This window comes from Serratia sp. AXJ-M (genome assembly GCF_046531865.1).
Classification (GTDB): Bacteria; Pseudomonadota; Gammaproteobacteria; order Enterobacterales; family Enterobacteriaceae; genus Serratia; species Serratia liquefaciens.
The window spans coordinates 4416338-4442230 of sequence record NZ_CP059394.1; the positions used below are offsets into that span (position 1 = coordinate 4416338).

The 25893-nt window shown below is 55.6% G+C and carries 20 protein-coding genes; 7 read left to right on the forward strand and 13 right to left on the reverse strand.

All coding sequences use genetic code 11. The features are described 5' to 3' along the window. Positions 1-127 precede the first annotated feature (127 nt). On the forward strand, positions 128-784 hold the full coding sequence (can, locus tag H0S68_RS20660) for a carbonate dehydratase (protein ID WP_012146699.1): 657 nt from the start codon (positions 128-130) through the stop codon (positions 782-784). Between the two features lie 36 nt (positions 785-820). Here the strand turns inward: can and hpt are convergent, their stop codons facing one another. Next, a complete protein-coding gene (hpt, locus tag H0S68_RS20665; protein WP_071827054.1) occupies positions 821-1357 on the reverse strand; it encodes a hypoxanthine phosphoribosyltransferase in 537 nt (178 codons plus the stop codon). A gap of 99 nt (positions 1358-1456) precedes the next feature. Further along, the gene (gene cueO, locus H0S68_RS20670; RefSeq protein ID WP_262255778.1) at positions 1457-3046 is read right to left on the reverse strand and encodes a multicopper oxidase CueO; all 1590 of its coding nucleotides are present in this window, start codon (positions 3044-3046) and stop codon (positions 1457-1459) included. 173 nt (positions 3047-3219) lie between these two features. Between cueO and H0S68_RS20675 the strand changes: the two genes are divergently transcribed. The 3 genes from H0S68_RS20675 to speD all read left to right on the forward strand — a co-directional run bounded on the left by H0S68_RS20675 (position 3220) and on the right by speD (position 5362). Next, a complete protein-coding gene (locus H0S68_RS20675; RefSeq protein WP_041415681.1) occupies positions 3220-3567 on the forward strand; it encodes a YacC family pilotin-like protein in 348 nt (115 codons plus the stop codon). 109 nt (positions 3568-3676) lie between these two features. Continuing rightward, positions 3677-4540: a polyamine aminopropyltransferase gene (gene speE / locus H0S68_RS20680; protein WP_041415683.1), complete on the forward strand. Its 864-nt coding sequence runs from the start codon at positions 3677-3679 to the stop codon at positions 4538-4540. 27 nt (positions 4541-4567) lie between these two features. Then, the gene (speD, locus tag H0S68_RS20685) at positions 4568-5362 is read left to right on the forward strand and encodes an adenosylmethionine decarboxylase (RefSeq protein ID WP_020828578.1); all 795 of its coding nucleotides are present in this window, start codon (positions 4568-4570) and stop codon (positions 5360-5362) included. Positions 5363-5396: 34 nt separating this feature from the next. Here speD and yacL read toward each other — a convergent pair whose 3' ends face one another. From yacL to pdhR, 7 genes are all read right to left on the reverse strand, one after another. Next, positions 5397-5759, reverse strand: coding sequence for a protein YacL (gene yacL / locus H0S68_RS20690; RefSeq protein ID WP_020828579.1), 363 nt, complete (start codon positions 5757-5759; stop codon positions 5397-5399). A 139-nt stretch (positions 5760-5898) separates the two neighbouring features. After that, complete coding sequence (gene acnB, locus H0S68_RS20695; RefSeq protein ID WP_046372654.1) at positions 5899-8496, reverse strand: bifunctional aconitate hydratase 2/2-methylisocitrate dehydratase; 2598 nt, start codon at positions 8494-8496, stop codon at positions 5899-5901. A 566-nt stretch (positions 8497-9062) separates the two neighbouring features. Further along, a complete protein-coding gene (locus tag H0S68_RS20700; protein ID WP_153263149.1) occupies positions 9063-9206 on the reverse strand; it encodes a hypothetical protein in 144 nt (47 codons plus the stop codon). A 205-nt stretch (positions 9207-9411) separates the two neighbouring features. Continuing rightward, positions 9412-10836 carry a dihydrolipoyl dehydrogenase gene (lpdA, locus tag H0S68_RS20705; protein ID WP_020828582.1) on the reverse strand — a complete coding sequence of 475 codons (1425 nt, stop codon included), beginning with the start codon at positions 10834-10836 and terminating at the stop codon, positions 9412-9414. A gap of 233 nt (positions 10837-11069) precedes the next feature. After that, positions 11070-12950, reverse strand: coding sequence for a pyruvate dehydrogenase complex dihydrolipoyllysine-residue acetyltransferase (aceF, locus tag H0S68_RS20710; protein ID WP_020828583.1), 1881 nt, complete (start codon positions 12948-12950; stop codon positions 11070-11072). A gap of 14 nt (positions 12951-12964) precedes the next feature. Further along, positions 12965-15628, reverse strand: a complete 2664-nt coding sequence (gene aceE / locus H0S68_RS20715) for a pyruvate dehydrogenase (acetyl-transferring), homodimeric type (RefSeq protein ID WP_020828584.1) — start codon at positions 15626-15628, stop codon at positions 12965-12967. Positions 15629-15793: 165 nt separating this feature from the next. Continuing rightward, positions 15794-16558, reverse strand: a complete 765-nt coding sequence (pdhR, locus tag H0S68_RS20720; RefSeq protein ID WP_020828585.1) for a pyruvate dehydrogenase complex transcriptional repressor PdhR — start codon at positions 16556-16558, stop codon at positions 15794-15796. A 633-nt stretch (positions 16559-17191) separates the two neighbouring features. Here pdhR and H0S68_RS20725 point away from each other — a divergent pair. Continuing rightward, positions 17192-18571 carry an amino acid permease gene (locus tag H0S68_RS20725; RefSeq protein ID WP_046372651.1) on the forward strand — a complete coding sequence of 460 codons (1380 nt, stop codon included), beginning with the start codon at positions 17192-17194 and terminating at the stop codon, positions 18569-18571. Positions 18572-18636: 65 nt separating this feature from the next. Here H0S68_RS20725 and H0S68_RS20730 read toward each other — a convergent pair whose 3' ends face one another. From H0S68_RS20730 to H0S68_RS20740, 3 genes are read right to left on the reverse strand one after another with little or no spacing between them, the layout of a single operon-like run. Beyond that, entirely contained in the window at positions 18637-19875 is a 1239-nt protein-coding gene (locus tag H0S68_RS20730; RefSeq protein WP_020828587.1) for a cytochrome c, read from the reverse strand. Then, positions 19872-20426, reverse strand: a complete 555-nt coding sequence (locus H0S68_RS20735; RefSeq protein ID WP_020828588.1) for a (2Fe-2S)-binding protein — start codon at positions 20424-20426, stop codon at positions 19872-19874. Before H0S68_RS20735 ends, H0S68_RS20730 begins: the two co-directional genes overlap by 4 nt. Beyond that, complete coding sequence (locus H0S68_RS20740) at positions 20423-23212, reverse strand: xanthine dehydrogenase family protein molybdopterin-binding subunit (RefSeq protein WP_020828589.1); 2790 nt, start codon at positions 23210-23212, stop codon at positions 20423-20425. Before H0S68_RS20740 ends, H0S68_RS20735 begins: the two co-directional genes overlap by 4 nt. Before the next feature lie 204 nt (positions 23213-23416). On the opposite strand from H0S68_RS20740, the gene H0S68_RS20745 reads away from it, so the two are divergent. Then, entirely contained in the window at positions 23417-24001 is a 585-nt protein-coding gene (locus H0S68_RS20745; protein WP_409325498.1) for an NTP transferase domain-containing protein, read from the forward strand. 7 nt (positions 24002-24008) lie between these two features. Beyond that, the gene (locus H0S68_RS20750; protein ID WP_409325497.1) at positions 24009-25055 is read left to right on the forward strand and encodes an XdhC family protein; all 1047 of its coding nucleotides are present in this window, start codon (positions 24009-24011) and stop codon (positions 25053-25055) included. Here H0S68_RS20750 and H0S68_RS20755 read toward each other — a convergent pair. Then, complete coding sequence (locus H0S68_RS20755; RefSeq protein ID WP_046372645.1) at positions 24979-25845, reverse strand: helix-turn-helix domain-containing protein; 867 nt, start codon at positions 25843-25845, stop codon at positions 24979-24981. The genes H0S68_RS20750 and H0S68_RS20755 overlap by 77 nt on opposite strands. Between the last annotated feature and the right edge of the window lie 48 nt (positions 25846-25893).

The window sequence follows — 25893 nt, forward strand, 5'->3', positions numbered from 1 at the left end:
TTCCATCCCGCCATATTGAATAAAAAGTGGCCGAATATCGCCCGGCGCCACTGTTCCGATATCCAAATTGTGACGCTTGTCCTATATTACCCCAACGCAATCTGTTCGTTACAGGCCTATAACCGCCATGAAAGAGATCGAAAAGCTTATCGCCAATAACCACACCTGGTCAGCTAACATCAGCAAGGAAGACCCAAACTTTTTTGAACGCTTAGCACAGGCGCAAAAGCCCCGTTTTTTATGGATAGGTTGTTCTGATAGCCGCGTACCGGCGGAAAGACTGACCGGATTGGAGCCGGGTGAGCTGTTTGTTCACCGTAACGTGGCGAACCTGGTGATCCATACCGATTTAAACTGCCTGTCGGTGGTGCAATACGCCGTCGACGTGCTGGAAGTCGAGCATATTATTATCTGCGGTCACCTGGGCTGCGGCGGCGTGGAAGCGGCGGTCGAGAACCCGGAACTGGGGCTGATCAATAACTGGCTGCTGCACATTCGCGACCTGTGGTACAAACACAGCTCACTGCTGGGTGAACTGGAACCGGAACAACGTCTCGACGTGCTGTGTGAAATCAACGTTATTGAGCAGGTCTACAACCTGGGCCATTCCACCATCATGCAATCAGCATGGAAACGCGGCCAGAAAGTGATGATTCACGGTTGGGTGTACGGGATCCAGGACGGCCGCCTGCGCGATTTGGAAGTGGCTGCGACCAGCCGCGAAAGCCTGGAAATGGGCTATCGCAAAGCCATGGCCACGCTGCAACAGGATAAAGGCATCTAAAGCTCATAGGGCGCGGCATGCCGCGCCCACAGCAGTTTACTCGTCCAGCAGCACCACTTTGCCGACGTACGGCAAATGGCGGTAGCGCTGAGCGTAGTCAATGCCGTAACCCACCACGAATTCGTCCGGGATTGAGAAACCGACGTACTCAACCGGCACTTCCACTTCACGGCGTTCAGGCTTGTCCAACAGGGTGCAAATCGCCAAGGATTTCGGCCCACGCAGCGCCAGAATTTCACGCACTTTGTTCAGCGTATTGCCGGAGTCGATGATGTCTTCCACGATCAGCACGTCTTTGCCGCGGATATCTTCATCCAAATCCTTAAGGATTTTCACGTCGCGAGTCGTGGACATGCCGCTGCCGTAGCTGGAAGCGGTCATAAAGTCGACCTCATGCGGCACTTCGATGGTGCGACACAGGTCAGCCATGAACATGAAGGAGCCGCGCAGCAGCCCGACCAGCACCATATCACTGCCGCTGTCGCGGTAATGTTCGGTGATCTGGCGGCCAAGTTCGGCAATACGGGTCTTAACTTCCTGCTCGGAAATCATTACGTCTACAGTGTGTTTCATAGTTTTCAGGTCAGTTGCCGGAAGAAGGGCGCAGAGTTTAGCATAGCCTGAAGCCGGTGGCGACGCGAGTGCGCCGCCACTTGAAAGACAACGAGGAGATCAGTCAGCTACCGTAAAGCCCATCATCATGCCGGTATCTTCGTGTTCCAGCAGATGACAGTGAGCCATATAGGCGTGATCGCTATTGGCCAGGTGATCGAAGCGCACCAACACTTCACTGCGCCAACCCTCTACGCGCACCGTATCTTTCCAGCCGCTGCGATGGGCCGCCGGCGGTTTACCGTTTTCCGACAGGATGCGGAATTGGGTGCCGTGAATATGGAACGGGTGCAGCATCATGTCGCCTTCGCCGGAAAGGGTCCACTTTTCGTACTTGCCGCGTTTGGCTTCAAACATCGGCTTGGTCATGTCGAAGGCCTTGCCGTTGATCATATTGCCATGGCTGAAATCGAACGGCTTCGCGCCGTGATCCATGCCTTTCATATTGCCGTGGTCCATGCCCTTCATACTGCCGTGATCCATACCCTTCATGCTGCCGTGATCCATACTCATGCCGGCCATGGCCTGATGGCCATAGCGATCCATCAGCGCCTGCATACCCAGCTTATCCAACTGCGGGTTCATCATCAGCTGCAGCCAACGCTCCTGAATGCCGGTCACCGCAGGCAGCGCTGGCAATTTCACCAGGCTGTCTGGCATCGTCTTGATGCCCTGCGCCAGCGAAGGCTGGATATGCAATACCGGCAGCGGCTGGTCGAACGGTGCCAGCGTCATGCCCATCTGTTTGACCGGCAGCGTGACGATATCGAAAGCTTTGCCGTCAGAGGCATCCACCAGCACTTCGAAACGTTCGCCCATCAGCATCGGCAATTCGGTTAGTTTGACCGGCTCGGCCAGAAAACCGCCGTCGCTGGCAATCACATAGAGTGGACGGTTATCGCTGGCGGCCAGGTTTAGCGAGCGTGCATTACAGCCATTGAGGAAACGCAGACGCAGCCAGCCGCGAGGGGCCACGTGGCGCGGATACTGAGCGCCGTTGGTGAACATGCGGTCGCCAAACCAACCAACGGCAGCACTCATCACGTCCAGTTGGTATTCAATTTGCGCGTCCTTGCCCAGCCGCTTGTCCTGCAGGATCACCGGAATATCATCCTGTCCCCAGGTTTTCGGCAGCGGCAGCTTACTGCTTTCGTCATCTTCGAGCAGCACCAGCCCGGCCAAGCCCTTCATCACCTGCTGACCGGTCTTGCCGTGGGTGTGCGGATGGAACCAGCAGGTAGCTGCAGGCTGCTCGATAGTGAACTGCACCCTGCGCGTTGCGCCTGGCTGAATCAGCGCCTGCGGTCCACCGTCTACGTCACCGGGGATTTCCAGACCGTGCCAGTGAACGGTACTGGCTTCCGGCAACGCATTGCGGATATCCACCGTGACCGATTTGCCACGCTGTAGGCGCACCGCCGGCCCCAGCAACGCGCCATTAAAACCCCAGGTTTGGGTCGCCTTGCCCGGCAGCCAGTTCACCTCACCGGTTTGCAGCGCCAGAGCAACGTTCCCTTGTGCGTCCGGCATCAGCAGTGGCGGGATCGGTAACGCCGGCAATTCAGCCGCCCACGCGCCCCGGCTCCACAACGGTAAAGCGCTTGCCGCGCCCAGCGCAGCGGTCAGTTTGATAAAATCACGGCGTAACATCGCTGACTCCCTTTTCTCAGTGATCTAACTCATCTAAACGTCAGCCTAAACCCTCCCCTTAGCGGAAGGTCAAGCCTTTGCTGCCGGTTATGCTACCTGTGAGTAATAAAATTTGGTGCCTTTACAGGCAAGTGTGATAACGTCTGTAGACAACAAACAGGTCTATTTTCATGATGAAAAAAACAAGTTTACTGGTGCTGTTGCTCACCATGCTGGGGTTCTCCAACGCCAGTCTGGCGCTGAATGAGTCCGAAGCGGAAGATCTGGCCGATCTGACGGCGGTGTTTATTTATTTGAAAAACGATTGCGGCTACAACGACTTGCCCAATGCGCAAATCAAACGCGCCATCGTTTATTTCGCGCAGCAAAACCGTTGGGATCTGACCAACTATAATAGTTTTAATATGAAGGCTCTGGGTGAAGACAGCTATCGCGATCTCAGTGGTATCGCCATTCCTACCCCGAACAAATGCAAATCTCTGGCACGCGACTCGCTAAGCCTGCTGGCCTACGCTAACTAATCCCCCGCCTTCCGCTATCTCTGTTTGAAATTCAGCCGTGCATCACCAGGCAGAGTTAGCTATGATGTTGCGCCAATTTTTCATGGCTGTTATTACGGAGTTCCCGCACATGACCCAGAAAGAAATTTGGTATGAAACACTGCATGCCAACTTCGGCCAGTACTTCTCGGTAGAGAACGTGCTGTATCGTGAGAAGACCGAGCATCAGGATTTGGTGATTTTTGAAAACCCGGTTCTGGGGCGCGTTATGGCGCTCGACGGCGTGGTGCAAACCACCGAGCGCGATGAGTTCATCTATCACGAGATGATGACCCACATACCGCTGCTGGCTCACGGTCAGGCGAAGAAAATCCTGATCATCGGCGGTGGTGACGGCGCTATGCTGCGCGAAGTCAGCCGTCATCAGGGCGTTGAACAAATCACCATGGTCGAGATTGACGCCGGCGTGGTGGAATTCTGCCGCCAATACCTGCCTAATCACAATGCCGGTGCTTACGACGATCCACGCTTTAAGCTGGTGATCGACGACGGCGTCAACTTTGTTAATCAGACCGATGAAAAATTCGATGTGATTATCTCTGACTGCACCGATCCTATCGGCCCCGGCGAAAGCCTGTTCACCTCGGCATTCTACGAAGGCTGCGCACGCTGCCTGAACGAGGGCGGCATTTTTGTTGCGCAGAACGGCGTGTGCTTCCTGCAGCAAGACGAAGCGGTCAATAGCCACACCAAGCTGAGCCAATACTTCAAGGACGTCAGTTTCTACCAGGCGGCGATCCCGACCTATTACGGCGGCATTATGACTTTCGCCTGGGCCAGCCAAAATCCGGCGCTGCGTCAGCTCGACTTGCCAACGCTGCAACATCGCTTTCATCAAAGCGGCTTAAACTGTCGTTATTATAACCCGGCAATTCACGCGGGCAGCTTTGCTCTGCCGCAGTATTTGCTCGACGCACTGAACGTTTCACGTTAAGCGAGAAGATAAAGGAGGTGAACCAAATTGCATAAGCTAAAACTGCACGGCTTCAACAACCTGACCAAAAGCCTGAGTTTTTGTATTTACGATATTTGTTACGCCAAAACCGCGGACGACCGCGCTGGCTATATCGCCTACATTGACGAACAATACAACGCCAACCGCCTGACCGAGATCCTCAGCGAGACCTGCTCGATCATTGGCGCCAATATTCTCAACATCGCACGTCAGGACTACGAGCCTCAGGGCGCCAGCGTCACCATTCTGGTCAGCGAAGAGCCGGTCGACCCGGACGATGTCGATACTTCAGAACACCCGGGCCCACTGTCAAAGACGGTAGTCGCACATCTGGACAAGAGCCACATCTGCGTTCATACCTATCCGGAGAGCCATCCGGAAGGCGGTCTTTGCACCTTCCGCGCCGATATCGAAGTGTCCACCTGCGGCGTGATTTCACCGCTTAAAGCGTTGAATTATCTGATCCACCAGTTGGAATCTGACATCGTCACCATGGATTACCGCGTGCGCGGTTTTACCCGCGACGTAAACGGCTTGAAGCATTACATCGATCATGAGATCAACTCGATCCAGAACTTTATGTCTGATGATATGAAGGCGCTGTACCACATGATGGACGTGAATGTTTATCAGGAAAACATCTTCCATACCAAGATGTTGCTGAAGGATTTCGATCTGAAGCACTACCTGTTTAATGCCAAACCGGACGCGCTGAGCGAAGCCGAGCGTAAAGAGATTACCGATCTGCTGTGGAAAGAGATGCAGGAAATCTATTACGGCCGCAATATTCCGCATCTGTAATCTGTATCGGGCGCGGCACGCCGCGCCCTTACGTTCAGTATTTCAGCATAAAAGAACGGTAGGCCTTCAATACCTGCAAAAAGTCTTCGACGCCGCAGAATGAGAGGCTTTCTTCGTCATAGTAATTCATCCCCTCCTCCATCTCGTCGCCCTCGAACTCCAGCAGGTTAGCGCGGATCATCACTTCTTCCCCGTCCATCAGCAACGTGTATTCATGGCCTTCCAGCTGCCATTGACGCTCGCTGCCCTTCACTTGCGCCGCCCCGGCTTCGATGCGATCGAGCAGGTTGAAGTCGCCTTTGAGTTCTTCGTTGATCCAGTGGCCAATCGCCTCATGCCCCATCGAAAATCTGACCACTACCTGACCGGTAACGTCACGCAGAAATTCGTAATCCATAGCACGCCCTCCTGAGCCCTTTCTCTTAGTGTAAACATTAATTCATGACTAACTCAGTGAGCGCTCGCAAAGTTGGCAACTGAGAAAAATAAAACGGGAGGCCAAGGCCTCCCGTTAAACAGTTGCGCAATATAGCGACTTAAACAGCGGTTTGGAAGATCACGCCGTCGGCTTTTTCCGTGTACTGACCCAGTTGGTCAAAGTTCAGATAACGGTAGGTATCCGCCGCTGACTTATCGACCTGTGCCATGTACGTCTGGTACTCGTCCGGCGTTGGCAGACGACCCAGCAGCGAAGCCACCGCCGCCAGTTCTGCAGAAGCCAGATACACGTTGGCACCGGTCCCCAGACGGTTCGGGAAGTTACGGGTCGAGGTGGAAACCACCGTCGCACCGTCGGCCACGCGCGCCTGGTTACCCATGCACAGTGAACAACCTGGGATCTCGATACGTGCACCGCTCTTGCCGAATACGCTGTAGTAGCCTTCTTCGGTCAACTGAGCCGCATCCATCTTGGTTGGCGGAGCAACCCACAGACGGGTCGGCAACTGGCCTTTGTGCTGATCCAGCAGCTTGCCGGCCGCGCGGAAGTGGCCGATGTTGGTCATGCAGGAACCGATAAACACTTCATCGATCTTGCTGTTGGCCACGTCGGACAGCAGACGCGCGTCATCCGGATCGTTTGGTGCACACAGGATTGGCTGAGTGATCTCTGCCAGATCGATGTCGATCACCGCAGCGTATTCTGCATCCGCATCGCCTTCCAGCAGTTGCGGATCCGCCAGCCATTTTTGCATGCCCTGAATACGACGCTCCAGGGTACGACGATCGCCGTAGCCTTCGGAGATCATCCACTTGAGCAGCACGATGTTAGAGTTCAGATACTCTTCAATCGGTGCCTTATCCAGCTTGATGGTACAGCCGGCAGCGGAACGTTCGGCCGAAGCGTCAGTCAGTTCAAATGCCTGCTCGACTTTCAGATCCGGCAAGCCTTCGATCTCCAGAATGCGGCCGGAGAAGATGTTCTTCTTGCCCTTCTTCTCTACGGTCAGCAGGCCCTGCTGGATGGCGTAGTAAGGGATTGCGTGTACCAGGTCACGCAGAGTAATGCCAGGCTGCATCTTGCCTTTGAAGCGCACCAGGACAGACTCTGGCATATCCAGCGGCATCACGCCGGTAGCGGCGGCAAAGGCAACCAGGCCGGAACCCGCCGGGAAGGAGATACCGATTGGGAAACGGGTGTGGGAGTCACCGCCGGTGCCTACGGTATCCGGCAGAAGCATACGGTTCAGCCAGGAGTGAATAACGCCATCACCCGGACGCAGCGACACGCCGCCACGGTTCATGATGAAGTCCGGCAGCGTGTGGTGGGTCGTCACGTCAACCGGTTTCGGGTACGCAGCGGTGTGACAGAACGACTGCATCACCAGATCGGCGGAGAAGCCCAAACAAGCCAGATCTTTCAGCTCGTCACGGGTCATCGGGCCGGTAGTGTCCTGTGAACCGACAGAGGTCATCTTGGGTTCGCAGTATTCGCCCGGGCGCACGCCGGCAACGCCACAGGCGCGGCCAACCATTTTCTGCGCCAGGGAGAAGCCTTTGCTGCTGACAGCCACTTCTTTGGCAATGCGGAACACGTCGCTGTGCGGCAGGCCCAGCGCTTCACGCGCTTTGGTGGTCAGACCGCGACCGATGATCAGCGGAATACGGCCACCGGCACGCACTTCGTCGAGCAGTACGTCGGTTTTCAGTTCGAAGTTGGCAATCAGCTCACCGGTTTCGTGGTTGCGCACTTCACCCTTGTACGGGTAAATGTCGATCACGTCGCCCATGTTCAGGTCATTGACGTCCACTTCAATCGGCAATGCACCGGCATCTTCCATAGTGTTGAAGAAGATAGGCGCGATTTTACCGCCCAGCACTACACCGCCACCGCGCTTGTTAGGCACGTAAGGGATATCGTCGCCCATAAACCACAGCACCGAGTTGGTGGCGGATTTACGAGAAGAACCGGTGCCGACAACGTCACCGACGTAAGCCAGCGGGAAACCTTTCTTGTTCAGCAGTTCGATTTGCTTGATAGGCCCAACGCTGCCCGGCTGATCCGGCACTATGCCTTCACGTTCGTTTTTCAGCATCGCCAGGGCGTGCAGTGGGATATCCGGGCGTGACCAGGCATCCGGTGCCGGCGACAGGTCATCGGTGTTGGTTTCACCGGTGACTTTGAATACGGTAACGGTGATTTTTTCCGCCAGTTGCGGACGAGACAGATACCACTCGGCATCGGCCCAGGACTGCATAATCTGCTTGGCGTGCGGGTTACCCGCTTTGGCTTTTTCTTCCACGTCGTAGAAGTTGTCGAACATCAGCAGCGTATGGGACAGCGCTTTGGCGGCAATCGCAGCCAATTTTTCGTTATCCAGCGCGTCGATCAGCGGATGAATGTTATAGCCACCTTGCATGGTGCCTAACAGCTCTACGGCTTTCTCGGGGGTAATCAGGGGGGAGGTCGCTTCGCCTTTGGCGATGGCTGCCAGGAAACCGGCTTTTACATAGGCGGCTTCGTCGACGCCCGGTGGCACACGGTTAATCAGCAGGTCTAACAGGAATTCTTCTTCGCCTTTTGGCGGATTCTTTAATGATTCAACCAGCGCTGCCATTTGGGTGGCGTCTAACGGCTTAGGGACGATGCCCTCTGCAGCACGCTCGGCTACGTGCTTACGGTATTCTTCTAGCACGACATTCTCCTCGCTCTCATTGTCATTTATTGTGCCTGGCGTTCTCTATTCAAACCGGGTTTAGCGCACGGTGTTGATGCCATTGATCCTGACGGGGCACTGCTGTCGATGTCCTGGACTGTAAGTACAGTGCCCGGTTCCGCTCAGCCAGCATATCAGGATTTGAATTGGTTGTTAATTCGTTCACATAAAAGCAACATTAAATCTTTGCTGAATCGTTGAGCGCAGTGTAATCGGCTGCGACACAGGCCCGACGGGGCTACAGAGAGGTTCCGTTCCCAACATACATCAGCCTGACGAGAACAACATAATACCCACTCACTTACAATGGCTACTGGTCGCGAATAGTAAAATTTGAGAGCGGAAGGCACAAAAAAACCGCCATTAAGGCGGTTCTGTTGTTCCGTTCAGTGTTAGCAGGCACCTCACGGATTTCTTACATCGTTAAGAACGATACAAGCGCCACAAAGCAGGGACATTGTGCGCAACGATGATTAAAAAATCAACAAAAAGAATGTTTGAAAATTCATTTCAACGTAATATTTAGCCGGGTCTGTTCTACCGGTTTAGCAGTCGGTCATCGGGCTTGAGAACAGTGCTGCAACAACTGCGATACAGGCGCCACAAAGCGCTTGTTCCGCCGGGATTTTTCCGGTGAAGTCGCGGTGGTCGTGGTTCCACAAGGATCGCGCAATGAAAGGGAGTTCCATGTTTATCCTGCTCATTGTACTGGGATCGGCGTTTGGCGTGAGCAAAGGCGGTTGGTCGGTTAACGGCAACAGCCTCACGTTCAACGTGATATTCCAGAACAAGTAAGCTACTGGCCGCTCATCGAGCGGCCTTTTACCTGGATGCCGCGCATAAAAAAACGGCCCCTTTTCAGGAGCCGCTTATTCACCTTTCAAACCAGCAGAATTACTTCTTCTTGGCTTTCGGGTTAGGCAGATCGGTGATGCTGCCTTCAAAGATCTCTGCCGCCAAGCCTACGGATTCGTGCAGGGTTGGGTGAGCATGGATAGTCAGCGCGATGTCTTCTGCGTCGCAACCCATCTCGATAGCCAGACCGATTTCACCCAGCAGCTCGCCACCGTTGGTGCCGACAATCGCGCCACCGATGATACGATGAGTTTCTTTGTCGAAAATCAGTTTGGTCATGCCGTCTGCGCAGTCGGAAGCGATAGCACGGCCAGAAGCTGCCCACGGGAAGGTGGAAGTTTCGTAGCTGATGCCTTTTTCTTTCGCTTCTTTCTCGGTCAGACCCACCCAGGCAACTTCCGGCTCGGTGTAAGCGATCGATGGGATCACTTTCGGGTCGAAGTAGTGCTTCATGCCGGCAATAACTTCAGCGGCAACGTGGCCTTCATGCACGCCTTTGTGCGCCAGCATCGGTTGACCGACGATGTCGCCGATAGCGAAGATGTGCGGCACGTTGGTACGCAGCTGTTTGTCGACGTTGATGAAGCCACGCTCGTCAACTTCCACACCGGCTTTACCCGCTTCCAGCAGCTTACCGTTCGGCACGCGGCCGATAGCCACCAGCACCGCGTCATAACGCTGTGGTTCTGCAGGCGCTTTTTTGCCTTCCATAGTGACATAGATGCCGTCTTCTTTGGCTTCTACCGCGGTCACTTTGGTTTCCAGCATCAGGTTGAACTGCTTGCTGATGCGCTTGGTGAAGACTTTCACCACGTCTTTGTCAGCCGCCGGGATCACCTGGTCAAACATTTCGACAACGTCGATCTGTGAACCCAGCGCATGGTATACGGTGCCCATTTCCAGGCCGATGATACCGCCGCCCATAACCAGCAGACGCTCTGGGACAGTTTTCAGCTCCAGTGCATCGGTAGAGTCCCACACGCGTGGATCTTCATGAGGAATGAATGGCAGTTGGATCGGACGAGAACCTGCAGCGATGATGGCATTGTCGAAGTTGATGGTGGTTGGACCATTTTCGCCTTCAACAACCAGGGTGTTAGCGCCGGTGAACTTGCCCAGGCCGTTAACCACTTTCACTTTACGGCCTTTAGCCATGCCAGCCAGACCGCCGGTCAGCTGATTGATGACTTTTTCTTTCCAGACGCGCACTTTGTCGATGTCAGTTTTCGGCTCGCCGAAAACGATGCCGTGCTCGGCCAGCGCCTTGGCTTCTTCGATCACTTTGGCTACGTGCAGCAGTGCTTTGGAAGGGATACATCCCACGTTCAGGCAAACACCGCCCAGCGTGGAATAACGTTCAACCAGAACGGTTTCAAGACCTAAGTCAGCGCAACGAAAGGCAGCAGAGTAACCTGCCGGGCCCGCCCCAAGTACCACGACCTGAGTTTTAATTTCAGTACTCATCATGACCTCTTAATTGATTGTCCGGCGGGTCAGACGTCATTTTTATTGCTAATCGATCTCATAACGCCCTTCATCCACCGGGACGCTTACACCGCGAGCAGTTTACAGAATTGTTAATAATCTGCAAAGCGTGTTCGAGTGACCCGTGTCTCAACAATTTTGTCGAGTCGTGCAAAAACCGACAAAACTGCTACAGAAGCGATAAGGGCGCAGCATGCTGCGCCCTTTTTTCATTACATCACCATACGGCGGATATCAGCCAGCATGTTGTTGATGATGGTAATAAAGCGCGCACCATCTGCACCATCGATAACGCGGTGGTCGAAGGAGAGCGACATTGGCATCATCAGGCGCGGCACGAACTCTTTACCGTTCCAGACTGGCTCCATAGCAGACTTGGAGACACCCAGGATAGCCACTTCCGGCGCGTTCACAATCGGCGCGAAGTGAGTTGTCCCGATACCGCCCAGGCTGGAGATGGTGAAACAGCCACCCTGCATTTCGCCGGCGGTCAGTTTACCGTCACGCGCTTTTTTGGAGATAGCCATCAGCTCACGGGACAGTTCGGTGATGCTCTTCTTGTTCACATCTTTGAATACCGGAACTACCAGGCCGTTTGGCGTATCAACCGCAACACCGACGTTGATGTACTTTTTCAGCGTCAGCTTCTGACCATCTTCGGACAGAGAGCTGTTGAAGCGCGGCATCTGCTCCAGAGCGGCAGCAACGGCTTTCATGATGAACACCACCGGGGTGAACTTCACATCCAGCTTACGCTTGGCCGCTTCTTCGTTCTGCTGCTTGCGGAAAGCTTCCAGATCGGTGATGTCGGTTTTGTCGAAGTGAGTCACGTGCGGGATCATCACCCAGTTACGGCTCAGGTTGGCACCCGAGATTTTCTGGATGCGGCCCAGTTCAACTTCTTCGATCTCACCGAACTTGCTGAAGTCCACTTTCGGCCATGGCAGCATGCCTGGCAGACCGCCACCGGCAGCAGCAGCTGGCGCCGCTTCTGCACGTTTGACCGCGTCTTTCACGTAAGTCTGAACGTCTTCGCGCAGGATGCGGCCTTTACGACCGGTACCTTTCACTTTCGCCAGGTTTACGCCGAACTCACGCGCCAGACGGCGGATGACCGGGGTGGCATGCACATAAGCGTCGTTCTCGGCGAACTCACCTTTGGCAGCTGGAGCAGCCTGTTTGGCTGGTGCCGCGCTGGCAGCCGGTGCCGGCGCTGCTTCTGCTTTTTGAGCAGGAGCAGCCGCTGGTGCAGCGCCTTCAACTTCGAACACCATGATCAGGGAGCCGGTTTTCACTTTGTCGCCGGCGCTGATTTTGATTTCTTTCACGGTACCTGCGAACGGTGCCGGCACTTCCATAGAAGCCTTGTCACCTTCAACGGTGATCAGTGACTGCTCAGCGGCAACTTTGTCGCCCACTTTCACCATCACTTCGGTCACTTCTACTTCATCGCCACCGATATCCGGTACGGCAACGTCTTTGGCCGCAGAGGCAGCCGGTGCCGCTGGAGCAGCAGGCGTTTCAGTCGCAGCCGGAGCGGCAGCAGAAGCTGCGCCAGCCACTTCGAATACCATGATCAGAGAACCGGTGGTGACTTTGTCGCCAGTGCCGATTTTGATCTCTTTCACGGTGCCTGCGAACGGTGCGGGGACTTCCATGGAAGCCTTGTCGCCTTCAACGGTGATCAGGGACTGCTCGGCTTCCACCTTGTCGCCCACTTTCACCAGGATCTCGGTCACTTCCACTTCGTCAGCACCGATGTCCGGTACGGCAACGTCTTTGGCAGCCGCGGCAGCCGGAGCAGCAGGTGCCGCAGCCGGTTTTTCTTCAGCCTTGGCAGCAGGTGCGGCCTGAGCCGCCCCTTCCGCTTCAAAGATCATCAGCAGTTTGCCGGTTTCGGTTTTATCACCGACGGCAACTTTGATCTCTTTAACCACACCCGCCTGCGGGGAAGGGACTTCCATGGAAGCTTTGTCACCTTCAACGGTGATCAGCGATTGTTCAGCTTCAACTTTATCGCCCACTTTCACCAGAATCTCGGTGATTTCCACTTCGTCTGCACCGATGTCCGGTACTTTGATTTCGATAGACATTTCTTCTGTACCTCTTATGCCAGACGCGGGTTAACTTTTTCTGGGTTGATGTCGAATTTCTTAATCGCATCAGCTACCACAGAAGCTTCGATTTCACCGCGTTTAGCCAGTTCACCCAGTGCAGCAACCACAACGTAAGAAGCGTCAACTTCAAAGTGGTGGCGCAGGTTTTCGCGGCTGTCTGAACGACCGAAGCCGTCAGTACCCAGTACGCGATAGTCGCTGGCTGGAACGTAAGTACGAACCTGTTCTGCAAACAGCTTCATGTAGTCGGTAGACGCAACCGCCGGCGCATCGTTCATCACCTGAGCAATGTACGGTACACGTGGAGTTTCGGTTGGGTGCAGCATGTTCCAACGCTCGCAGTCCTGGCCATCACGCGCCAGTTCAGTGAAGGAAGTCACGCTGTAGATGTCAGAACCCACGCCGTAATCGTCTGCCAGGATCTTCGCCGCTTCACGTACGTGACGCAGGATAGAACCTGAACCCAGCAACTGAACCTTGCCTTTGCTGCCTGCCAGAGTGTCCAGCTTGTAGATACCTTTGCGGATACCTTCTTCTGCGCCCTGCGGCATGGCCGGCATGTGGTAGTTTTCGTTCAGCGTGGTGATGTAGTAGTAGACGTTTTCTTGCGCGTCACCGTACATGCGGACCAGACCGTCGTGCATGATCACTGCCACTTCGTATGCATAAGCTGGATCGTAAGAGATGCAGTTAGGGATAGTCAGAGACTGAATGTGGCTGTGGCCGTCTTCGTGCTGCAGACCTTCACCGTTCAGGGTGGTACGGCCTGAAGTACCGCCGATCAGGAAGCCGCGCGCCTGTTGGTCGCCTGCTGCCCAGCACAGGTCACCGATACGCTGGAAACCGAACATCGAGTAGTAGATGTAGAACGGAATCATCGGCAGATCGTTGGTGCTGTAGGAAGTCGCTGCGGCCAGCCATGAAGATGCTGCGCCCAGTTCGTTGATGCCTTCCTGCAGGATCTGACCTTTTTCGTCTTCTTTGTAGTAAGCAACCTGCTCACGGTCTTGCGGGGTATATTGCTGACCGTTCGGGCTGTAGATACCGATCTGACGGAACAGACCTTCCATACCGAAGGTACGCGCTTCGTCAGCGATGATAGGAACCAGACGATCTTTGATCGACTTGTTCTTCAGCATCACGTTCAGGGCACGCACGAAGGCGATGGTGGTGGAGATTTCTTTGTTCTGCTCTTCCAGCAGTGAGCTGAAGTCTTCCAGAGCCGGCATTTCCAGCTTCTGGGTGAAGGCTGGCAGACGGGTCGGTACATAACCTTTCAGCGCCTGACGGCGTTCGTGCAGGTATTTGTACTCTTCAGAGTCTTTCTCGAAGGTGATGTACGGCAGTTTTTCGATGTCGGCATCGGCAACTGGCACATTGAAACGATCGCGGAAGTGGTGAACCCCTTCCATGTTCATTTTCTTCACCTGGTGAGCGATGTTTTTACCTTCCGCGGTTTCACCCATGCCGTAACCTTTAATGGTATGGGCCAGGATAACGGTTGGTTTGCCTTGGGTGTCCTGCGCTTTTTTCAGTGCAGCGAAGACTTTCTTCGGATCGTGACCACCGCGGTTCAGCGCCCAGATTTCGTCGTCGGTCATGTCTTTGACCAGGGCGGCGGTTTCCGGGAAGCGGCCAAAGAAGTGCTCACGTACGTAAGCGCCGTCTTTGGATTTGAAGGTCTGGTAGTCGCCGTCCAGGGTTTCGTTCATCAGCTGGATCAGCTTGCCGCTGGTGTCTTTACGCAGCAGTTCGTCCCAACGACCGCCCCAAATCACTTTCAGTACCTGCCAGCCTGCGCCGGAGAAGATACCTTCCAGTTCATTGATGATCTTGCCGTTACCGGTGACTGGGCCGTCCAGACGTTGCAGGTTACAGTTGATGACGAACACCAGGTTGTCCAGTTTCTCACGGGTGGCGATAGTGATCGCACCTTTGGATTCCGGCTCATCCATCTCACCGTCGCCCAGGAAGGCGTAAACGGTTTGAGCAGAGGTGTTCTTCAGGCCACGGTGTTCCAGATATTTCAGGAACTTCGCCTGGTAGATGGCGCTGATTGGGCCCAGGCCCATGGAAACGGTTGGGAACTGCCAGAATTCAGGCATCAGTTTAGGATGCGGGTAAGAAGACAGGCCTTTACCGTGAACTTCCTGACGGAAGTTGTTCATTTGGTCTTCGGTCAAGCGGCCTTCAAGGAAGGCACGTGCGTAAACGCCCGGAGAGATGTGGCCCTGGAAGTAAACCAGATCGCCGCCGTCTTGCTCGTTGCGTGCACGGAAGAAGTGGTTGAAGCAGACTTCATAGAAGGTCGCGGAAGATTGGAAGGAAGCCATGTGGCCGCCCAGGTCCAGATCTTTCTTGGAAGCGCGCAGCACGGTCATTACCGCGTTCCAGCGGATAGCGCTGCGGATACGACGCTCAAGATCCAGGTTACCAGGGTAAGCAGGTTCGTCTTCCACCGCGATGGTGTTGACGTAGTTGTGAGCCGCAGCACCGGCTGCAACGCTAACACCGCCTTTACGGGCTTCACCCAATACCTGATCAATCAGAAACTGAGCTCGCTCAACACCCTCTTCACGGATGACCGATTCGATCGCCTGCAGCCAGTCGCGGGTTTCGATCGGATCCACGTCATTGTTTAAACGTTCTGACATGGTGGTATTCCTTATCTGTCTAATGGTTTGTTTTGGAGCCTGTCTTCCTGTGTTCTGAGGCAAAACACACGAAGACAGGCCCATCAGTTTAGTTGCCGCTTAAATGCTTAACTAAGCACTTCGAACGAAAGCTCCGCAGGCTGGTGTGCCCTGAAGAGAACGCTCTTAATCCTTGCGTTGCTGGAGACGCCGTAGCGATCTCTCGCGCCGAGTATGCTCCCGGCTGAGATCCAGCAAGATTTCCTCGATAAACGCCAAATGGCGGTGCGAGGCTTCACGGGCCTTTTCCGGCTCGCGTGCCACAATCGCCTCAAAAATTCCGGCGCGGTGGCTGCTCACCTTTGCCAACATCTCACGGCGCGAGTAGAGCAATTCAAAGTTCTGACGTACGTTCTGTTCCAGCATCGGCCCCATGCAGCGTAGCAGGTGAAGTAACACAACGTTGTGGGCAGCTTCGGTCACGGCGATTTGGTATTGCATGACCGCGTCGGCTTCGGCGTCGAGATCGCCGCTTTCCTGGGCCTGCTGGATCACAATGTGGCAATCGCGGATGCGCGCCAGATCTTCGTCGGTGCCGCGCAACGCCGCGTAATAGGCAGCAATGCCTTCGAGGGCATGACGGGTTTCCAACAGATCGAATTGTGATTCAGGGTGGTCGGCCAACAGTTCAGCCAGAGGATCGCTGAAGCTCTGCCACAGATTAGTTTGCACAAAGGTACCACCGCCCTGACGGCGCAGGAGCAGCCCTTTGGCTTCCAGGCGCTGGATGGCCTCTCTCAGAGAAGGACGGGAAACATCAAATTGTTTCGCCAGCTCGCGCTCCGGTGGCAGTTTTTCGCCTGGACGCAGTGTTCCCTCGAGGATCAGGTGTTCGAGCTGCTGCTCGATAACATCTGACAACTTGGGTTGGCGGATTTTGCTGTAGGCCATGGGTGAATTCTTCTCTGCGAATGGCGCGGAGTCAATTGGTAATACCAATTTCAAAAACGTGACGGTAAAGTAACAAAGTATTCACCTCCTGTCCATATGGGCCTTGATCGAAATCAGGTTACCCGCACATTTTAACACCTCAATACCAGAGCTGCTGCAAACCGCTAACGCACGCTTGGTAATACCATTTACGAGGTAGGTTTTTGATTTAACTTTTGCGAAACCTGCCGTCAGGCAGACTGAAGCATCAAAGGCAGGATTTTATTGCATGTTTATTAAGCTTTAACGAATAGCTATTTGCAGCGCATAAGGTGCGCTTAACCGGTCAATATTTCGCCGAACCAAAGCGACCAGCGCAAAATTATTTTTGCGCATTATGTGATTTGCTGCTTATTTCATGCACTGAATCCCCCCTGCCGTCACACAACCCGCATTTTGTTTCCTAAACTGCTGAAATCTTAATCACTCACCCTATAAAGCAGGTGCAAACTGACGCGCATAACATTATTCTTTGCCAAACGGTAGCGGCTCCGTGGAATTAATAGATATAACGCCGTAAATAAAATAAAACACACATCGTAACCACTGCTTTACAGCATGTGAGTAATTCTGCAACGACAGAGGGTTTCATTGATGGATGGTCAACAGCATGGCGACCAGCTGAAGCGCGGCCTGAAAAACCGCCATATTCAGCTTATTGCTCTAGGGGGCGCTATTGGTACCGGGCTATTTCTCGGGATCGCGCAAACAATAAAAATGGCCGGTCCTTCGGTCATTCTCGGCTATGCCATTGGCGGCTTTATCGCATTTCTGATCATGCGCCAACTGGGTGAAATGGTAGTGGAAGAGCCGGTAGCCGGTTCCTTTAGCCACTTCGCCTATAAATACTGGGGCAATTTTGCCGGCTTTGCTTCCGGCTGGAACTACTGGGTGCTGTATGTATTGGTGGCGATGGCGGAACTGACCGCGGTCGGTATCTATGTGCAGTACTGGTGGCCGGAGATCCCAACCTGGGTATCGGCGGCGGTGTTCTTCCTGGCCATCAACGCCATCAACCTGGCGAATGTTAAGGTCTACGGCGAGATGGAATTCTGGTTTGCCATCATCAAAGTCGTGGCGATTATCGGCATGATCGTGTTCGGTGCCTACCTGCTGTTCAGCGGCCTGGGCGGCCCGGAAGCCACCGTAACCAACCTGTGGGCACAGGGCGGCTTCTTCCCGAACGGCATCATGGGGCTGGTGATGGCAATGGCGGTGATCATGTTCTCGTTTGGTGGGCTCGAGCTGGTGGGTATTACCGCCGCGGAGGCCGACAACCCGCAGAAAAGCATTCCCAAGGCCACCAACCAGGTGATCTACCGCATCCTGCTGTTCTATATCGGCTCACTGACCATTTTGCTGTCGCTGTACCCTTGGGGCAAAGTGGTGGAAGGCGGCAGCCCGTTCGTGCTGATCTTCCACGCGCTGAACAGCAACCTGGTAGCAACCGTGCTGAACATCGTGGTGTTGACCGCCGCCCTGTCGGTGTACAACAGCTGCGTTTACTGCAACAGCCGCATGCTGTACGGCCTGGCGAAACAAGGCAACGGTCCGAAGAGCCTGCTGAAGGTGGACGGACGCGGCGTACCGGTCATCGCTATCGCCGTCTCCGCCACGGCCACGGCGTTCTGCGTACTGATTAACTACCTGATCCCCGGTCGCGCATTCGAATTGCTGATGGCGCTGGTGGTCTCGGCGCTGGTGATCAACTGGGCGATGATCAGCCTGGCGCACCTGAAGTTCCGCGCAGCCAAGAACCGCGAAGGCGTAGAGCCGAAGTTCAAGGCCTTCTGGTATCCGTTCAGCAACTACCTGTGCCTGGTGTTTATGGCCGGCATCCTGGTGATCATGTACCTGACGCCGGGCATTCAAATCTCGGTGTTGCTGATCCCGGTTTGGGTGGCAATTTTGGCCATTGGCTATATCGTCAAGCAACGTAGCCAGCGTGCAATGAGCGCAACCAGCCGCAGCTAGTTCACGCCAAAAACAAAATGGCCCGCAGTGTAAAACTGCGGGCCATTTTTTTAGCCTGACTTAGGCTACTTCTTGCGCAGGGCCTTCACCTGCTCGGCGGTGATATCCGCCGGCAAGCCCCCCCAGGTTACGCGCAGATAGTTCACCAGCTCCGCCACTTGCGCATCGTCCAGACGTTCGCCAAAGGCCGGCATGCTCTGCATACTTTCGCCGTTGGGGAATTGCTGCGCCGGTAAACCGTCCAGCACCGAGACAATCAGATTCTTGGCATCCGGTTGGCGCAGCGTGGCGTTATCGCGCATCGCCACCGCTACGTGCGGCTTGCCCTCACCTTCACGCGCATGGCAGCCGGAGCACTGATCCAGATAGCTGATACGCCCGGCATCGCTGCCCTGGCCGATTTTAACCGGCACTGCGGCCGGCGGCTGTTCACCCATCAGATAGGTCGCCAGTGCTTGATGGTCTTCCGGCGTCAGATGACGGGTGCTGAGATCCACCACCATGTGCATCTCACTGAACGCAGATCCCTGAGGTGCCATCCCGGTTGCCAGGAAACGGTTGAGGTCATCCGGCGTCCAGCCGCGCTGGGCCAATCCGTGCGGCGTGATGTCCGGTGCCATAAAGCGCCCCAAATCGCCCCCCTGCATCGGCTTGCCAAGATTCATCTGCCCCAGCATGCCGCGTGGCGTATGGCATTCCCCGCAGTGACCCAGCGTATCCGCCAGGTAACGGCCGCGTTGCCACTGCGCCGAATTGCCTTGTGAACTGGCTGGCAACGGCGCCTGGCTGCGGAACAGCAGGTTCCAACCGATCAGCGCCATGCGTTGATTAAACGGGAACGGCATGTCGTTTTCAGGAATGGCAACATCCACCGCCGGTCGGGTCATCAGATAGGCGTAGATATCATCGGCATCCTGGCGTGAAATACCTTTATACGAAGTATAGGGCATCGCCGGGTACAGATGACGCCCGCCCGGTGCCACACCCTGAGTCAGCGCCAGGAAGAAATCGTCTTTGGTCCAGCGGCCAATGCCATGATCGGCCGAAGGCGTCAGGTTACTGCCATAGATAGTGCCGAACGGCGTCTCCAGCGGATAGCCCCCGGCCAAGGGCGCGCCGCCGCTGGCGGTATGGCAGGCGGCACAGTCGGCGGCCTGCGCCAGATAGCGACCGCGGGCAACCTGTTCCGTGCTGGCGGTTACCTGCTGCACCGGGCCATCGTAACGGCGGTTTTCACGCCACCACAGCACGGCGATGACGATGATGACCACCAGCAGGATCAACAGTGCGAGACGTTTTTTCATTGCGCCGTCTCCTTCAGCAGGCCCGGGGTTTTGAGCACCACGTCGCGAACCGCTTCATAGTAACGAACATAGCCGGTACAGCGGCAGATATGGCTGTCCAGCGCCTGCTCAATGGCGCTTTCCAGTTGCTCACGGGCAATGGGTTCACGCTTGAGTTTTTCCACAAAAATGGTGGCGGCGTTGACAAAGCCCGGCGTGCAGTAACCGCACTGGAAGCTGTAATGCTCCAGAAACGCCTGCTGGATAGGTGACAACTCCACCACTTCGCCCTGCGCATCCACCTTGGCATGCCCCTCTACGGTGCGGACTTTTTTGCCGCTGAAGAAGTGCGCGCCGGTGATACAGGTACGCACCTCTTCGCTGGTACCGCTTGGGTGATCGACAATTGCTACGCAGGCGTGGCAGATACCCTGCCCGCAGCCAAGACGCGATCCGGTCAGGTCGAGATACTCGTGCAGGAAATCGATCATCATCAGCCCTTCAGGTACGTCGATCGGGCCGTATTGCTTTTCGTTGATGGTCAGGGAAATCGGCTGGGTTTTGATGCTCATTGTAATACCTCACGAATATTTTCTGCACGAACGGGCAAATCACGGAAACGGTGGCCAGTGGCGTCGGCGATGGCGTTGACCAGGGCAGCGACCACCGGGATCATCACCACTTCGGCCATGCCTTTGGGCGGATCGGTTTCCGACAACGCGGGCAGGATGTCATCGGTCTGTTTCCAGACCGCCACATCGCTGGCGCGTGGCAGGTGGTAACGGTTAAAGTTCCAGGTACCGTTACCGGGCCCGTCTTCGTACAGCGGTAAATATTCGTGTAGTGCATGACCAATTCCCATCGCCAACCCGCCCTGCAACTGGCCGGAAACCAGTTCCGGCACAATCAGGTTGCCGCACTCCATGATCGAATGGTGATTCAGCAGTTCTACCTGGCCGGTGGCGATATCCACCGCCACTTCCGCCAGGGTTCCGACGGCACTGTAATAGGTCACCGCCGCGTTATTGCGTTGAGTCGGGGGATAATAGACCTGATTGCGTGGCAGCGTTTTGAACTCGCCACCGGCGTTGCGCACAGCCAGGCCATCAATCGGCAGGCGTTCGCTATTGCCACTCAGGGTAAAGTCCGCTTCCGCCCACTGCCAGCGGTTGAATACGTGCACCGCTGCGCCTGCGATCCCGCCCATCTGGTAAAGTTGTTTTGCCAGCCGCTCCAGGCTCAACACCTCCATACCGGCAGCGGTCAATCCCCCCTCCACCCAACGCGCATCCTCTCGGCGCACCACTAAAGGTGCCGCCTGGCCGCCACCGGGGCCGGATTGCCAAATGGCCATCGCTGCCGGCCACAGGCCATGATCGAATATCAGCCGCGCCGCTTCGCGCGTACTGTGCGAGAAGTAATACGCCGAGTTGCTGGCGCTGGAAGGTGAGCAGTAGCTTGGCGTCCAGGCCGGATTGGTTTGCAACCGATCCTGATCGGCCTGCGACATAACGTAGGGATCGCCACTGGTAACCATCGGCAGCACAGACCAGTCGGTCACCGAGAAGTGAGCCTCGTCTGCCGGTTTGCCCAGCCACTGTGCGCACAACACCGATTGTGAGGTCGACATGCCGGTGCCCATCTCGGCACCGCTGTGATGCAGCATAATGCGCCCGTCTTCTCCCAGTTCGACGCGGGCGAATGAAGTTTCGGCACCGGTACCGAAGTCTTTTTGCACGCAGCCAAAGCCTACGCCATAGCGTTTGCCCGGATGCTGGCTTTCAAACTCCGCCTTGCGCTTGGCGCGTTGCAGCCACATCTCATGCTTCGCCGCCTTCTCCAGCACTTCATCGGCGCGAATAGCCCCGGCAGGAATGGCCCCCTGCGTATTTTTCATGCCGGACTTCAGTACGTTGCGCAAACGGAATTCAATCGGGTCAATCTTCAGTTCGGCAGCCAACTCATCGACCATCATCTCGGTGGCGGCCATACTTTGCAGCGTGCCGTAACCTCGTGCCGACCCTGCGTCGATAGCGCGCGAAGCCAGCCCCACCGCAGACAAATCGCTTTTCGGGAAGTAATAAATCGACTGCGCCGCGGTCGCCGCCACCATCACCACCGAAGGCGTAAAGTTGCTGCGGCCACCGCCGTCTGCCGTCATCTCACCATGGAATGACTGCAGCACGCCGGTTTGGCGGTTTACCGCAATGCGGTAATTCATGTCGAAGGCATGGCGTTTCAGCGCAGTCTGGAACTGTTCGAAACGGTCGTTGGCCAGCCGAACCGGGTGCCCGTCGCCGTACATCGCCGCCACCGCGCCGTAATACGGGAAATTAAAGTGATCTTTCGAGCCGTAACCGACGGTGTAGCATGGGTGCAGAATCAGCTGTTTAACCGGCGGATTGCGTTTTGCCAGCATGCGCGGCATTTCATCTGCCACTTCCTGCGGCGATTGAGTCGGCACCACCAGATGCAGCGTTTGCGTCTCGGCATCGAACCAGCCGTTGGCGTTGTCCGGCTCCAGCGCGGAGGTGTCGACGGACTGCGTGGTATAGCGGCGTGACATCACCAGCCACTCATCCGGCGGCGTTTTCAACTCATCGGCAATCATGCCGGCGTAATACATGCCTTCCTGATCCAGCTTGCCGCCTTCGCGTCCTTCCGGCCAGACCGGCAGGTGTTTCTTCATCGAAACCGGGAAAATCGGGGTATCTTTCAGGCTGGAAAAACGATCGTCATCAAACGGCTTGTCTCCCCCCACCCGCACATAGCGGAAAGTGCCCCAAGGGTCGCGCTGCAGCGGGCCGGTTTGCGCCCCGTATTTAATCGTGCCTTCGCGGAATTTCAGCTTGTCTTTGGCAAAGCGGAAGCGGGCAAAATCGTGATAAATCAGGATTGCCACCGCCTGGCCCAGGTAAGCCGGGGTTTTGCCAATCGGCAGCAGCATGTCGTCGCCGTAAAATGCCGGGAAGGCCAAACCGTCGCGCGCCAAATCTTCGGCGGTTACCAGCCGATCGGGCTGCAGGTCGTCGCCCAGCAATGAGAGATCGATACCTTCGAACAGCTTGTCTGCTTGAGTGACACGCAAAATAAAGGCGTGCGCCTGCTGCTGTGGCCAGTGCGGCATATCCACCGCGCGAATATCACGGGCAAAGACCTTCTGCCCCATGACCTTGGCACGGCCATCGATACGAAAGCGTATACGTTTCTCGTGGGCATCCCAGTTCGGGGACTGGAGGATCTTCTGCTCAAACAGCGCGGCATAGGCACGGCTGTACAGGGGCGCGAGGTACACGGAGACCCCCGCTATCACGGCGCTTTTGATAAAGCGACGCCGCGACGGGTTGAAATTGCTCATAAAAAGTCCTTTGCATCTTTATTGTAGTTTTGTGTTCAGCGGTGGTGTTGCGCAAACGCTGACGACCTTGCCGTAGACGTCATAAGCATATGCTTATAACCAAAATTATGTGATGATTAACATGCTATTTTCAATAAAAACACATCTCAACAACACATATTTTTAGTAAGGTAATTAGAAGTTGCGCAAATTCGGGCGGATAAGATGACAACAGGCATAGTGATCGCCGCTGCCGGACGTGGAGAACGCTTCTCTCAGGCCGGTGGCGCAGGCAATAAATTAAATGCCGAGTTTGCGGATGCCGCAGGCCGCCAACGTTCGCTGTTTGAACAGACGCTGCGTCAAGCGTTGGCTTCCGGCCTGCCCATATGGGTGGTCACCCGGCCAGACAACCGCCAGGTTCAACAGATTTGCGCCGCCTATCAGGTTCCGGTCACGCTGCTGGCCAGCGTCGGCCTTGGCGATTCCATTGCCGCCGGCGTTAACGCCACGCCGCACTGGCAAGGCTGGTTGGTTCATTTGGCGGATATGCCGTTCGTTACCCCGGCGGTTTTCCAGCAGGTAGCCAGCGCGTTGCAGCACCACGCCATTGTCCGTCCCCGTTTTGAACAACAGCCGGGTCACCCGGTTGGGTTTTCCGCTCTATTGCGCAAACAACTGAGCCAATTACGTGGCGATAATGGTGCACGCGATCTGCTTAAAGAGCAGGCGGTACACTGGCTTAATCTTGATCAACCCACTGTCGTGCAGGATATAGATCTTCCGTCACAGCTACCGGTCAGCGAGTAACTCATCTATGCAACATCTCGATATCACCGTGGTCAGCCAGGCGATAAACTGGCTGAAACAACAACCGGTGTGGCTGTGCACCGTGCTGAGCACTTACGGCTCCTCACCGCGATCGCCGGGGGCGCTGTTGGCCGCCACGCAGGACGGACATTATTGCGGCTCGCTGTCCGGAGGATGCGTGGAAGAAGACTTTCTGCGGCGCCTGGCGGACGGGGAGTATCAGGCTGCCAGCCAGGTCATTCGTTACGGTGAGGGCGGTCTGGAGCCCAACGTAGCGCTGCCCTGCGGCGGCGTGCTGGAGGTGCTGATTGAGTATTTACCGGCGGGCGACGAGAGCATCGATTACCTGACAACCCTCGCCGGCGCGTTAAACGGACACCATGCGCTGGTCAAACGCCTCACTCTGCCGGATGCCTGCGGCAGCCTGACGTTGACCGATTTCGCCAGTGCGACCCAGGTGGAACGCCGCGGCCCGCAAATTACCCTACATATTGCCGCAGCCCCGCGTTTGCTGATCGCCGGTCTTTCCAGCGTGGCATTGTACTGCGCCGATTTCGCCAGTTCGCTGGGGTTTGAAGTGTTGGTGTGCGAGAACCGTCCGGAGGCGCTGGAAAATTTCGCCCCGCAGCTGAGATCCAACGTGACGCTACTGCGTCAGTTTCCTGCCAAGTTTATTGAAGACGGCGGCTGTCACGCCAATACCGCGATTGTCGCGCTGACGCACGATCCCCGCATGGACGATCTGACGCTAATGGAAGCTATCCATACCCCGGCGTTTTATATCGGCGCCATGGGATCGTTGCGCAACAGCGCGCGTCGTCGCCAACGCCTGCAGCAGATTGCCGAATTCAGCCCACAAGAGCTGGAGCGAATTCATGCCCCGATTGGCTTACCGCTCGGCAGCAAGACCCCGGCTGAAATCGCGCTGGCGGTGATGGCAGATATCGTGCAGCAAAAGAACCGCTCTGCCACCCCGCTCAGTCAAGGGGAGTCACCGGCACCAGGTGTTGGAGCTCAAGATGCAGCTCCTCCCGCTCATTTAGCGAATAGTTGAACATCGTCAGGTCAGGCCCTTCCCGGCGAGCCAGGCCAAGTTGCGGCAAGACCTGAGTGTACATCTGCACAATATGATCGTTCAGGGCCACTGGCTTGCCGGCATAGCAAAAACGACAAAAATCACCGGAGATATCCGGCAGCGCTTCAAGCCCGGCACCGTCACTGACCGGGCAGTCTGCCGCAACGCCCAGGGTATAATCCACCCGCACTCGTTCCCCATCTGGCACAAACTGGGCCAGCGAATAGGTCAATGCCGGGCGCTCACCCAGCAGAGCATAGAACGTCTCTTTGATTTTGCTGCGGATGGGAAGGTGCGACTTATCCAGATCGGTAATGTCCAGATGGTAAGGGTAACTCTTCCCTCGGATAGCATACTGCCCCTTGGCGACCTTGATGCGATCGACCTTAATATCCCCCGGCTGATTCACCGACAGCGAGCGAACCAGATGGCTGAAGTCCTGTTTACGCGCATGGCGATAAACACTGGGAGATTCGGCAAAGTGCTTTTTGAAGCAGCGAGAAAAGGTTTGTTGGTTATCGAATTGATATTCAATAGAAATATCAAGAATGCTTTTTTGCGTATAACGCAAGGCGAAAGCGGCGAGGTACAAGCGGCGCGCGCGAATATAGGAAGCCAGCGACAAACTGGTCTGCTTTTTGAACATTCGCTGCAGATACCATTTCGAGTAGCCTGATTTGGCAGAAACGATATCCAATGACAAGGGATTGGTTAGGTTGTCTTCAATCCAGACCAGCAATTCCCTGATATGACTTTCCTGCGTTTCCATGAGTTTGCCGAACCTTCTGTTCCAAATATGCCTTTATGCGCGTATTAG